At 39.3% G+C, this 12,077-nt stretch carries 12 protein-coding genes; 6 read left to right on the top strand and 6 right to left on the bottom strand.

The genetic code is table 11. The features are described from left to right. Window positions 1-30 precede the first annotated feature (30 nt). Complete coding sequence (locus AC07VK_RS16555; RefSeq protein ID WP_477610512.1) at window positions 31-285, bottom strand: hypothetical protein; 255 nt, start codon at window positions 283-285, stop codon at window positions 31-33. A 194-nt stretch (window positions 286-479) separates the two neighbouring features. On the opposite strand from AC07VK_RS16555, the gene AC07VK_RS16550 reads away from it, so the two are divergent. Further along, entirely contained in the window at window positions 480-1,862 is a 1,383-nt protein-coding gene (locus AC07VK_RS16550) for an MBL fold metallo-hydrolase RNA specificity domain-containing protein (RefSeq protein WP_492961806.1), read from the top strand. A 104-nt stretch (window positions 1,863-1,966) separates the two neighbouring features. Here the strand turns inward: AC07VK_RS16550 and AC07VK_RS16545 are convergent, their stop codons facing one another. Together AC07VK_RS16545 and proB are read right to left on the bottom strand one after the other, a co-directional pair. Beyond that, a complete protein-coding gene (locus AC07VK_RS16545) occupies window positions 1,967-3,214 on the bottom strand; it encodes a glutamate-5-semialdehyde dehydrogenase (RefSeq protein ID WP_492961804.1) in 1,248 nt (415 codons plus the stop codon). A 132-nt stretch (window positions 3,215-3,346) separates the two neighbouring features. Further along, window positions 3,347-4,426 (bottom strand): glutamate 5-kinase, encoded by a 1,080-nt coding sequence (proB, locus tag AC07VK_RS16540; protein WP_492961802.1) that lies wholly within the window; start codon window positions 4,424-4,426, stop codon window positions 3,347-3,349. Between the two features lie 243 nt (window positions 4,427-4,669). Here proB and AC07VK_RS16535 point away from each other — a divergent pair, with 243 nt between their 5' ends. The 5 genes from AC07VK_RS16535 to AC07VK_RS16515 all read left to right on the top strand — a co-directional run bounded on the left by AC07VK_RS16535 (window position 4,670) and on the right by AC07VK_RS16515 (window position 9,836). Then, window positions 4,670-6,820: a S9 family peptidase gene (locus tag AC07VK_RS16535; RefSeq protein ID WP_492961800.1), complete on the top strand. Its 2,151-nt coding sequence runs from the start codon at window positions 4,670-4,672 to the stop codon at window positions 6,818-6,820. 82 nt (window positions 6,821-6,902) lie between these two features. After that, window positions 6,903-7,355, top strand: a complete 453-nt coding sequence (locus AC07VK_RS16530) for a hypothetical protein (protein WP_492961798.1) — start codon at window positions 6,903-6,905, stop codon at window positions 7,353-7,355. 26 nt (window positions 7,356-7,381) lie between these two features. Continuing rightward, window positions 7,382-8,614 carry a M16 family metallopeptidase gene (locus tag AC07VK_RS16525; protein WP_492961796.1) on the top strand — a complete coding sequence of 411 codons (1,233 nt, stop codon included), beginning with the start codon at window positions 7,382-7,384 and terminating at the stop codon, window positions 8,612-8,614. 144 nt (window positions 8,615-8,758) lie between these two features. After that, complete coding sequence (def, locus tag AC07VK_RS16520) at window positions 8,759-9,319, top strand: peptide deformylase (RefSeq protein WP_492953777.1); 561 nt, start codon at window positions 8,759-8,761, stop codon at window positions 9,317-9,319. A 4-nt stretch (window positions 9,320-9,323) separates the two neighbouring features. Then, entirely contained in the window at window positions 9,324-9,836 is a 513-nt protein-coding gene (locus tag AC07VK_RS16515) for a hypothetical protein (RefSeq protein ID WP_492961794.1), read from the top strand. 144 nt (window positions 9,837-9,980) lie between these two features. Here the strand turns inward: AC07VK_RS16515 and AC07VK_RS16510 are convergent, their stop codons facing one another. Genes AC07VK_RS16510 through AC07VK_RS16500 form a run of 3 tightly spaced genes read right to left on the bottom strand, consistent with a single transcriptional unit; the run spans window position 9,981 to window position 12,026 of the window. Continuing rightward, window positions 9,981-10,616: a peptidase associated/transthyretin-like domain-containing protein gene (locus tag AC07VK_RS16510; protein WP_057930958.1), complete on the bottom strand. Its 636-nt coding sequence runs from the start codon at window positions 10,614-10,616 to the stop codon at window positions 9,981-9,983. Window positions 10,617-10,669: 53 nt separating this feature from the next. Then, window positions 10,670-10,915: a NifU family protein gene (locus tag AC07VK_RS16505; RefSeq protein WP_029274884.1), complete on the bottom strand. Its 246-nt coding sequence runs from the start codon at window positions 10,913-10,915 to the stop codon at window positions 10,670-10,672. 34 nt (window positions 10,916-10,949) lie between these two features. Beyond that, window positions 10,950-12,026 (bottom strand): Mrp/NBP35 family ATP-binding protein, encoded by a 1,077-nt coding sequence (locus AC07VK_RS16500; RefSeq protein WP_492961792.1) that lies wholly within the window; start codon window positions 12,024-12,026, stop codon window positions 10,950-10,952. Between the last annotated feature and the right edge of the window lie 51 nt (window positions 12,027-12,077).

The raw sequence follows: 12,077 nt of genomic DNA, 5'->3' as shown, positions 1-12,077 counted from the left end.
GCTAAGCCTTTCCTTGTTGAGGATTCCTTATTATAGCTCGTCTTCTTCCTCGTCTTCAGGTTCAGGCACATACTTTTCAATGGCCTGCCCAATTGCATTTACTTCCTCGTCTTCCTCAAAAATCGGAAGTTCGGTTTTATAATCCATTTTCAACCAGATAGATGAAGTATCTTTTTGAATCTGAATGTATTCTTTTCCATCTTTAAAAATGGTATATGAATCATTTCCTTCAGGAAAAACTGAATAATTAATTGGCCCTATTTCGATGTCGAAAGGTTCTTGCATGGCGGATATTTTTCTTCAAAGATAAAAAATCTTTCGTTGCATAATTGCTGCCAATCTAAGCTTCCTGATAAAAATCGACATCGGTAATCGAGCGCATTTTAATATTCCATAATTAAAAAATTACTTCATATTGTTTAAAAATCCCATCATTTATATTACTTTACGCCTAAAGAACTTACGCGAAAGATAAGAAGATGAAGTTAACGTTTTGGGGCGCAGCACAACAGGTAACAGGAAGTATGCACCTGCTAGAAGTTGGGCATTATAAAATACTGATAGATTGCGGATTAGATTATGAGAAGGAAACCTATCAGGAAGAAAACCAGCAATTCCCTTTCGATCCGGCAAGTATAAACCTCGTTATTTTAACGCACGCCCATATCGATCACTCTGGCAATTTACCTACGCTGGTTCGCATGGGTTTTGATGGCCAGGTGCTCTGTACACCACCAACAGCCGACCTTACTTCGATATTATTATTCGATTCAGTAGAGCTTTTTCTAAGAAAAGCCAGTCGCAAACCCAGAACAAAACGCGGTAACTTCAGCGGTCCAAAACCACTATACCTGCACAAACATGTAATGGATACGATCGATCGTTTTGTAACCATTGCCTTTAACAAGCCTTTCAAGATCAACGGAGATATTAGCCTAACCTTTGTGCCTGTTGGCCATTTGCTTGGCGCTGCTGCAGCTATTTTAACCATTAACGACAATGGCGTAGAGAAGAAAATTGCTTTTACAGGCGATATCGGCAGAGAGAACTACCCGGTATTGGTTAACCCCGAGCCGCTGCCAGAAGTTGACTACCTGGTAAGCGAAGCAACCTATGGCGGGAGGATGCACACCAAAGATCAGACCTTAGAGGAAAGATTGGTTCAGGAAATTACCGAAGCCTGCATTAAAAGCCCTGGACGATTGATTATTCCTGCATTTAGTATCGGCCGTACACAATCGTTGGTATTTGCCCTAAACCAGATCTTTACTAAAAAACTGTTGCCACCTATTCAGATTTTTGTAGATAGTCCCATGGCCATACAGGCTACCGAGGTTTACCGCAAACACCATAACCTGGTAAATCAGGAAGCGAAAGACTTTTACCAAACCATGGGTGATGAGTTTGAATTTGAGCATCTTGCTTATGTTCAAACGATGAAAGAAAGTAAAGATGTTTCCAATTATTTCGATCCCTGTATTATTATTTCTTCTGCAGGCATGTTAGAAGGCGGAAGGATTCAGGATCACTTGTACTACAACATTCAGAACTATTATTGCACCATTCTTTTTATTGGCTACTGTGCCAAAGGAACACTTGGTTACAAACTTTTGAGCGGAGCACCAATTGTTCGGATTAAAGACCGGGAAATGATGGTTTACGCCACTATACACCAAACCGATCTGCTCAGTGGCCATGGCGATCACAATGATTTAGTGAAAACGATTAAACAGACAGGACAGCCCAAAAAAGTTTTCTTGGTTCATGGTGAAGATAAAAGTCTGCAAAGTCTTTCTTTAGCTTTACAAGAAGATGGCTTTAATGTTGCCGTGCCAGAAAGAGGAGAAGTGTTTGAGTTATAGGTTTGGCCGTTGATGGTCCATGGTTTTTTAGTCAATAGCTCAGGGGCTTATAAGCCATCAACCATGATCTATTAAACCATTAACCAAACATCTTCCATCAAACATTACCCCCTCACTTGCCCGTCACCCCGTACCACCCACTTATAGCTGGTTAATTCTTCCAAACCCATCGGACCGCGGGCGTGGAGTTTTTGCGTGCTAATGCCAATTTCGGCGCCCAAACCAAACTGTGCACCATCAGTAAATCCGGTAGAGGCATTGGCATAAACCGCAGCAGCATCTACTTCGTTTAAAAATTGGGCAATATTCGCAGCATCTTCAGAAATAATGGCCTCACTATGTTTAGAGCTATAATCTGCAATGTGGTTCAAAGCTTCAGTTAAATCAGCCACTACTTTAACCGCTAGTTTTAACGATAAAAACTCTGTACCAAAATGTTCAGGTTTAGCCTGGTTTAACAGTTGTGCAGGATATGAAGCTTTTAATAGCTCAAAACTTTTTTCATCAGCATAGAGCTCAACATTACCATCAGCCAAAGGAGATAAAAGCGCAGGAAGATCATCAAGCCGATTTTGGTTAATTAGCACACAATCCAGAGAATTACAAACACTTACCCTTCTGGTTTTCGCATTAAAAATAATCGCTTTCCCTTTCTCTAAATCACCCGTCGCGTCAAAATAAGTATGTACAATCCCTGCTCCGGTTTCAATAACGGGGATTTTACTGTTTTCGCGAACGTAGTTAATTAACGATTGACTACCCCGCGGAATTAAAACATCTACAAAACCTCTTGCATTTAACAAAGCTTCGGTTGCCGCTCTTTCCGTTGGCAGAAGTGTTAAAACATCAGGGTTAATTCCGTACATATCCAGTACGCCATGTATTACCCTCGCAATAGCCAGATTTGAAAATTCTGCATCACTTCCACCTTTTAGCACAGCTACATTTCCGGTTTTAAAGCAAAGTGAAAATACATCGGCAGTAACGTTAGGGCGGGCCTCGTAAATTACCCCAACCACTCCCAATGGCACGCTAATTTTTTGGATATGAAGCTGGTTTTCCAACGTTTTATCTGAAAGGATTTTACCTAACGGACTGTTTAAACTCGCAACATTTTTAAGATCGTTCGCAATATCTGCAATGCGTGCCGCACTAAGCTTCAGCCTATCGTATTTGGGGTCTTCGATAGGCATTTTTGCTAAATCTTTTATATTTTCAGCAAGAATTAATTCAGTATTGGCTACTAAAGCCGCAGCCAGATCTGTTAGAACTGCATCTGTTGTTTCTTTGCTCAGGCTAACTAAGGTACGACTTGCCTGCCTTGCTTTTTCGAAGTATTGTTTGTAATCCATTTTGTTAATTATTAACCGCAAAGCGCGCCAGGTTTTCGCAGAGAAACGCAAAGCTAGATGCGTTCTTTCATTTTATTCATATTGCCTCTGCTTTCTTTTGCGTCTTCTCTTTGTGTCCTTTGCGGTAAACCTTTAAATAGCCGAGTAAAAATAATCGTAATGTACCAGCGCTTTCTGTTTCTTTTGCCCAATGCGTTCTCTGGCTTTATCTGATCCGTATTCCGCGATTCCCAATCCTATAAGGTTATTTTTTTCGTCTATAATTTTAATAATATCGCCTTTTAAAAAGTCTGTCTGAATTTCGATAATCCCAACCGGCAGTAAACTGGTTGCTTTGCCGGAGGTTAATACCGTTTTTGCTCCATCATTTAATTTCACAACACCTGTTGCGGCAGTTTCTGAATGCGCAATCCATTTTTTCTTGCCCGATTTACTTTTTTCGGGCACAAAGCGCGTATGCACCAGTTCGTTGTTTAACAAAGAAGTAAGCACATTGTCTTTCGTTCCATTAGCAATATGAACCGTGATGCCCAGTTTAGCCACCTTTTGCGCCATAGTCGATTTGGTAATCATTCCACCACGGCCAAATTGTGATTTACCCGTTTGGATAAAAGAAGCCAGATTAGCAACCGAACCATTAATTTCCTCAATAACAGCCGATCCTTCAATTTTCGGATCACCATTGTAGATTCCGTTTACATTCGATAGGATAATCAAGGCATCTGCATTTAACATCGAAGCAATTAATCCAGCCAATTCATCATTATCGGTAAACATCAGTTCGGTAACCGAAACTACATCGTTTTCATTCACCACAGGGATTACCTCATTTTGAAGCAAAATCTGTAAGCAGTTTTTCATATTTAAATAATGCGCCCGGTCGCGGAAATCTTCTTTGGTAACCAAAACCTGTGCACACCGAATTTCATGTGCTGCAAAAAAATTAGCGTAGGTATTGATCAGTTTAACCTGACCAATAGCTGCCAATAGTTGTCGGGTAGTTACGGCGTCTTGTTTTTCAGATACCTTAATCAAACTTCTGCCCGATGCTACCGCACCCGAAGAAACCAAAATAACCTCAATACCAAGTTTTTTTATATCGGCCAGTTGATTCACAAGATGTTTAATCCTTGCTTCATCAGGTAAACCATTCGCCTGTGTAATTACATTCGAACCAACTTTAACAACTATTTTTTTGTACCCTAATTTCATTATTATTTTCAAACAATTTGATGTGGCAATTTACCATCAATTTTTCTAATTAAGATGATTATCTATAGGCATAATGGATTTTTACAAAAATGGTAATGGGTTTGGCGTATGGCGCTAAGCGTTTGGGGCTGGGAGTTTGGAGTCAATTAAACGATTAACCTTTTCCCCCACTAATGAACCAATGACAAATGAACTATTGAACTAAATTATTTAAATTGCATTCAACCTAAATTTCAAACCACTATGAAACGTATCTTACCCAGCCTAATCGTACTCAGTGCAATTACGGCATGTAACAACCCTCAAAAGAAAGAAATGAAAGCAATTAAATGGCCCGACGCCAAGGCCCCTATAGCAGAGATTATTCCACATAAAAGAACAATACATGGAGATACCGTGATAGATAACTACTATTGGATGATCGATTATTTTAAAAAAGGTCCCGATAGTACAAAAGTTGTTGATTATTTAAAGGCCGAAAATGCCTACCTCAACACGATGATGAAAAGTACAGATCAATTTCAGGCCGATCTGTTTAAAGAAATGAAAGGGAGGATTAAAGAAAAAGATGAGTCTGTTCCTGTTTTCAAAAATGGCTATTTTTATTACACCAGAACCGAAGACGGGCAGCAATATTTTAAGTATTGCCGTAAAAAGGGGAGTTTATCCGCTTCGGAAGAGATATTATTAGATGTAGATAAACTGGCAAAAGGTCATGCCTATTATAGCGCAACCGGATTTAGTGTTAGTCCTGACAATAAACTTTTAGCCTTTGGTGTAGATCAGGTTTCTCGCCGCCAATACACCATCAATGTTAAAAATTTAGAAACTGGCGAAATGCTGAAAGATGCCATTACCAACACCGAAGGCGGGGTAGCATGGGCGAATGACAATAAAACACTTTTCTATACTTCGAAAAACCCCATTACACTATTAAGCGAAAAAATTAAAAAACACACGCTTGGCACCGATGCTAAAACAGATGTCGTGGTTTATGATGAAAAAGACAACAGCAACTATATCGGTGTGATGAAATCGAAAAATGGCCGTTTTATTTTCATTGCTTCGCAGGGAACATTAACTACCGAATATAGAATGATCGATGCAGATCATCCAGAGGCTGCGTTTAAAGTATTTTCACCCCGCTCAAAAGATGTTTTATACGATATTTTAACCGTAGATGATAAGTTTTACATCATCACCAACTGGAATGCCAAAAATTTCCGTTTAATGCAATGCCCGCTGGATAAAACAGAAAAAGAAAACTGGAAGGAGGTTATTCCAAACCGCAAGGATGTTCTACTCGAATATGGAGAGGAATTTAAGGATCATCTCGTGTTATCGGAACGTAAAAATGGCTTGACCGAGCTGCGCGTACTGAAAAAAGATGGTAGCGATTATTATATTAAGTTCGATGAACCTGTTTATGCTGCCGGTGTTGGCGCAAATCCAGAGTACAACAGCAAAACACTGCGTTATTCGTACACCTCTTTAACCACACCAAACTCAGTTTACGATTACGACCTGGAGAAAAAGGATAAAAAACTAATGAAACAACAGGAAGTTGTTGGCGGTTACGATCCAAAAGATTACACAACAGAACGTGTTTTCGCTACGGCAAAAGATGGCACAAAAATCCCAATTGCTTTGGTTTACAAAAAAGGCTTTAAAAAGAACAGCAACGCTCCATTATTACTTTATGCGTATGGATCTTATGGATCGAGCACTGATGCAAACTTCTCTTCGCCAAGGTTAAGCTTGTTAAACCGCGGCTTTGTTTTCGCTATTGCCAACATCCGCGGTGGACAGGAAATGGGGCGCCAGTGGTATGAAGACGGTAAACTGATGAAAAAGAAAAACACCTTTACCGATTTCATTGCGGCGGGAGAGTACCTGATTGATCAGAAATACACATCAAAAGGCCATTTATATGCACATGGAGGTAGCGCGGGTGGTTTATTGATGGGCGCGGTTGCTAATATGGCACCCGATTTATGGAACGGTATTATTGCTGATGTTCCTTTTGTAGATGTAATTAATACCATGCTGGATGAAAGCATTCCATTAACCACCAACGAGTTCGATGAGTGGGGCAATCCGAAACAAAAAGCAGCTTACGATTATATGAAAAGCTACTCTCCTTATGAAAATGTAGAGAAAAAAGCTTATCCGAATATGCTGGTTACTACAGGCTTACACGATAGCCAGGTGCAATATTTCGAACCGGCCAAATGGGTAGCCAAATTAAGGGCAACCAAAACCGACAAAAATGTATTATTGCTTAAAACCAATATGGAATTTGGCCATGGCGGTGCATCGGGCCGTTTCGATTATTTAAAAGATGTTTCCCTAAGATGGGCGTTTTTATTCTCACTGGAGGGGATAACAAAATAATTTTTTACTCGGTTCGTCATTCCCAACTTGATTGGGAATGACGACCACCCTTTTTAAAATTTAAATCAAGCTAAAATCCACAATGAATACCAAACTAAAAACACTCCAGATTATCCACCTTGCTTTATGCTCTGGTGTTTTCCTCTTTGCATTAGTAACCATTTTCCTCAACCGCGAAATCATGTTTTTTGATGCCAATCCTAAAACTACTTCACCTTTTAACCCGATATTTCCGATTATGGGATTGATTACCATCTCGGCGAGCATCTTCTTTTACAGAAACTTAATGGCAAAAATCGACAAGAATGCTCCTGCCGATACCAAGATTAATATGTATCAAAGTGCGTTTATCATTAGTTCGGCAATGTTAGAAGGGGGTGCTCTTTTCAATATTGTTGGTTTTTTTATGACACATAATTCATTCTTTTTAATATTCGGTGCAGCAAATTTTATTTTTTTGGTGCTCAAAAGGCCAACTAAGGATAAATTGATTTCCGCTTTACAATTGCAATACCCAGATACAGAGTCATTGTAAGCAATTAGCCTTATCTTTGCCCCTCAATGGAATACAATGTTCACACTTTGCCAAACGGCATACGCTTATTGCATGTGCCCTCGGCCTCTGCCATATCTCACGCATGCATCATCGTTAACACAGGATCGCGCGACGAGCCTGAAAACAAAGCGGGTTTAGCACACTTTATTGAGCATCTGATTTTTAAGCGCACCGAAAAACGGAGCACTAATCAGATTTTAAACCGCCTGGAGAGTGTGGGAGCAGATTTAAATGCCTATACTACTAAAGAATACACCTGCGTACACGCTTCTTTTTTAAACCCATACCTTGATCGGACACTAGATCTTTTCAATGATATTATATTCCACTCTACCTTCCCTGAAGAGGAAATGGATAAAGAGAAAAGTGTAATCCTGGACGAAATTTCTTCTTACCTCGATCAACCGGAAGAAGCCATTAATGATGACTTTGAGGATATGCTTTTCGCTGGCCATGCACTTGGCAACAACATTTTGGGCACAACCGAATCCGTTCAGCATTTTACCAGGGAAGATGTAATCAATTTCAGGAAGGCCAATTACCGCACAAACGAAATTGTGGTGGCCGTTTTAGGCAATTACACCTTAAATAGTGTTGTAAATAAAGGGAGCAAACATTTCGCAGCTGTTGAAGAGAATAATCCAAACAAAGAAAGGCTTAAACCGGGTATAATAGCACAAAACAATACGACTATCTACAAGCCGATTATGCAGGCACACTGTATTTTAGGCAGGCAGGCATATTCTACCTACCAATCGCAAAAGGTACCTTTAATGCTGTTGAATAATTATTTTGGTGGTAATGGCATGAGTTCGGTATTAAATCTACAGATCAGAGAAAAATATGGGATTGCCTATACCATCGAGTCCAATTTTTCTCCATTAAGCGATACAGGTATTTTTTCAATTTATTTTGGAACAGATAAAGAAAAACAAGCCAAAGCACTCTCTTTAATCTTTAAGGAGATCAAAAAGCTTAGAGAACATCCTTTAAATGAACTGCAGTTACAAAAAGCCAAGAACAAATTTATCGGACAGATTGCTTTGGGTGAAGAAAACAGGATCGGTTTAATCATTTCAATGGCCAAAAGCCTGATCGACCACAACAAAATCGATTCTCTGGAAACTGTTTTTGAGAAAATTAATGCGGTTACCACCAAGCAAATGGCAGATGTTGCCAACGAGATTTTAGATATTGAGCAACTGAACATCTTTACTTTCTGCCCAATAGAGGAATAATTCTTATTTTTGTAAGTCAAAACCACTCGTTTTGTCATCCTGAGCTTGTCGAAGGACTTAACTATAGGTCTTCAACAAGCTCAGGCTGACAGCGATTTATAATAATTAATAAGCTCAGATCTAGATCTGAAAAAATATAATACAATGAAATTACCAATAGTAGCTTACGGCGATCCTGTTTTAAAAAAGGTAGGAACCGATATCGATAAAGATTATCCAGGATTAAAACAATTAATCAGCGACATGTTCGACACCATGTATTATGCAAATGGTGTGGGCTTGGCTGCTCCTCAGGTTGGCTTGCCGATCCGTTTGTTTATTGTAGATACAGGTGAAGATGAAGACGGGAAACCAGGTTATAAAAAAGTATTTATCAATGCAGAAATTTTGGAAGAAACGGGTGAGGCCTGGAGTTTTAACGAAGGCTGCTTAAGTATTCCTGATATCCGCGAAAACATTATGCGCAAGCCAAATGTCAAAATCACCTATTTTGATGAAAACTGGGTAGAACATACTGAGGATGTAGACGGAATGCCTGCACGCGTAATCCAACATGAATACGATCATATTGAAGGAAAATTATTTACCGATAAAGTAAGCGTCCTCCGAAAAACCATGCTTAAAAGCAAGTTGGATGCGATTTCGAAAGGAAATATCAAAACAGATTACAAAATGAAGTTTCCGAATAAAAGTAAGAAAAGATAATGCCATGAAAAGTTGTTGGCAGTTATTGAGCAAAGGTTGCTTCGTTATCTTTACGATCGTCAGCTTGATTAGCTGCCAACAAACAAATTCGCCCAGCCCCCAATACAGCTATGATAATGGGCCAGAAATCGACACTTCCTACATTGCAATAATCCCCTTCGAAAAAAACACTGCTTTTAGAAAGCCCGCTCAGTTGACCTCAACTGATCTAAAAGAAATAGATAAAATTCTATTAAAATTTGCTGAAGATTATAATAAGCATATCCTAAGTTTACTTTCGCCTAACGACGACAAAAAGAACTTTCTACTAAATCTTAAAGATTACAAACGCCAATACACACCAACAACCAATAGCAAAGGAGAAAAGGAAGTTGTAATTTATTGCATGTGTCACTCTTTTAATGTTGACTGGAAAAAAGAAAGAATAGATGTTCAAGATGGAGGTAAATGCTACTTTATGTTAAAAGTAAACCTTAAAACAAAGGATTTCGAGAGTTCCGTTAATGGAGAGGCTTAGTAGATCGATGGTGATCCGATGGATTTTATATGTAAACATTTACATTTCACTTCAGTCGAGATGACGCCCCTATGAAACTAATTCTTTTATTGAAAGAGATGGTTCTGCATCCAAGACTAAGGACTCCGGACTTAAGACTCCAGACTAATTCGTCCTACTCTTATCCCCATCAAAAATCTGCTGCATTAGCTTGCCCCATGCGAAAGGATTAAGCAGGGGATTAGTTTGCACCATGTTCTTATTGACCATCCTATCAAAATTATACCGGTAATTCTGACTTCCGATTTCTTGTCCGTCGCGTGGCAAGGTTTGAATTAATCCATCAATTGAAGAGCGTGAAAGGTTCTTTTTGGCTATGGCCATATCATCATCCGCCAGTTTCATTGATAAAAATTCGCGGGTAAATTCTTCTGTTGTTGCCCATGGAAAAACACGCACCGACGGTAAATCGATCACGTTGGCTTTCAGTTTCACCATAATGGTATACTTGCTATCCGGTGTACTTTCTGGAATTACTGTAGAAAATTTCTTGTAACCAATAGCGGTGAACAAGATGGTATCGCCAGGATTTACAATGAAGGTAAAATACCCTCTATAATCAGCACCAACCCTTTTGCTCTTGGCTGAAAGATTGGTGATGGTAACGTAAGGAATCACATTTGAGCTATCGATGTCGGTAATAATCCCTGAAAATTGAATAAGTTTATCCTGTGCCGGCTTTTGTTGTGCAAAAGCGGTTACAGAAAAAATAAGGCAAATTAGGGCAACACAATATCTCATTAAGACAAAAGTAATTTTATTAATAAAACTTCCTTGTTAAATAGTGTTAAAGCTTAATCTTGCTCGGCCATATTAACGGCAACTACCGAAGTGATCTGAGGAACGGCTTTCATAATGGCCTGTTCGATACCAGATTTCATAGTCATGAAACTCATCGGGCAAGAACCGCAGTTGCCTAAAAGTTTAAGCTTTACCGTTCCTTCAGATGTAATTTCTTCAACAGAAACATCACCTCCATCAGCTTTTAAATATGGCCTGATAGTTTCCAATGCCTGTTCTACTTGTTCTGTTAAATTCATTATATATATTTTAATTTATAAAAATAGTAAATTTTTAGCAATTCACCATTTGCGCATTGTTGATGGATATTTGTTGGGCAATTTTACTTGCAATGTCTCCAAATATAACATCCAGCAAAGGATTTTGGTTTAATGCAACCGGTTTCCCTTTATCGCCAGCTTCCGAAATGCTCTGGATAATTGGAATTTCGCCTAAAAACGGCACATCAAAACGTGCTGCAAGCTCGGTGCCGCCACCTTTTCCGAAGATATAATATTTATTCTCCGGCAATTCTGCTGGTGTAAAATAAGACATGTTTTCAATAACGCCTAAAATCGGGATATTAATTCCCGGCATCCTGAACATCGCTAAACCTTTATGTGTATCAGCCAGGGCAACCTGTTGAGGTGTCGTAACTACAACCGCGCCCGAAATTGGGAAACTCTGCGTGATGGTGATGTGGATATCGCCGGTTCCCGGTGGAAGATCTACGATCAGATAATCCAGTTCTCCCCAGCTGGTATCGTTAAACAATTGTTTTACTGCGTTGGATGCCATTGGTCCGCGCCATGGCACTGGTTGGCCGGGATCAGCAAAAAAGCCTAATGATAATAACTTGATCCCGTATTTTTCGATCGGTAAAATTTTGGTTTTACCATCGGCAGTTTCTTCAGCGCCCGGCTTGGCATCAACCAGATCGAACATGGTGGGTACCGAGGGGCCATAAATATCGGCATCGATAAGACCAACTTTGGCGCCATCTTTAGCCAATACAACTGCCAGGTTACTTGCTACTGTAGATTTACCAACTCCTCCTTTTCCAGATGAAACCAAAATGATGTTTTTGATGTTATCTAACGATGATGAATTGCTTGGTTGGGTAACCCTCGAAGTTACATTGATGATTACCGCTGCAGTTGGCGATACAAAATGCTTGATGGCATTTGTACAGGCATTTTTCAGCATTTCTTTCATCGGACATGCTGGCGTAGTAAGCTCTAATGTAAAATTGACCTGGTTATCTGTAATCTGTAAATCTTTAATCATGTTTAAAGTAACCAGATCTTTTTTAAGATCGGGATCTTCAACATTTTTAAGTGCATCTAAAACTTGTTGCGGGCTAATCTGCATGGTATTAATTTAAATTCAAAATTAACAAAACATAGCCACAAATACTTTTAT

The sequence above is a fragment of the Pedobacter sp. GW821-FHT01D05 genome, from assembly GCF_059422505.1.
Note: the sequence above shows the minus strand (reverse complement) of the source record. Positions and strands in the feature narration are given on the sequence as shown.

Coding starts and splice junctions, on each gene's coding strand:
- AC07VK_RS16545 (WP_492961804.1), bottom strand. CDS start 3,214: ATGGATTACAAACAATACTTCGAAAAAGCAAGGCAGGCAAGTCGTACC.
- AC07VK_RS16525 (WP_492961796.1), top strand. CDS start 7,382: ATGGAATACAATGTTCACACTTTGCCAAACGGCATACGCTTATTGCAT.
- def (WP_492953777.1), top strand. CDS start 8,759: ATGAAATTACCAATAGTAGCTTACGGCGATCCTGTTTTAAAAAAGGTA.
- AC07VK_RS16555 (WP_477610512.1), bottom strand. CDS start 285: ATGCAAGAACCTTTCGACATCGAAATAGGGCCAATTAATTATTCAGTT.
- AC07VK_RS16510 (WP_057930958.1), bottom strand. CDS start 10,616: ATGAGATATTGTGTTGCCCTAATTTGCCTTATTTTTTCTGTAACCGCT.
- AC07VK_RS16530 (WP_492961798.1), top strand. CDS start 6,903: ATGAATACCAAACTAAAAACACTCCAGATTATCCACCTTGCTTTATGC.
- AC07VK_RS16535 (WP_492961800.1), top strand. CDS start 4,670: ATGAAACGTATCTTACCCAGCCTAATCGTACTCAGTGCAATTACGGCA.
- AC07VK_RS16550 (WP_492961806.1), top strand. CDS start 480: ATGAAGTTAACGTTTTGGGGCGCAGCACAACAGGTAACAGGAAGTATG.
- AC07VK_RS16505 (WP_029274884.1), bottom strand. CDS start 10,915: ATGAATTTAACAGAACAAGTAGAACAGGCATTGGAAACTATCAGGCCA.
- proB (WP_492961802.1), bottom strand. CDS start 4,426: ATGAAATTAGGGTACAAAAAAATAGTTGTTAAAGTTGGTTCGAATGTA.
- AC07VK_RS16500 (WP_492961792.1), bottom strand. CDS start 12,026: ATGCAGATTAGCCCGCAACAAGTTTTAGATGCACTTAAAAATGTTGAA.
- AC07VK_RS16515 (WP_492961794.1), top strand. CDS start 9,324: ATGAAAAGTTGTTGGCAGTTATTGAGCAAAGGTTGCTTCGTTATCTTT.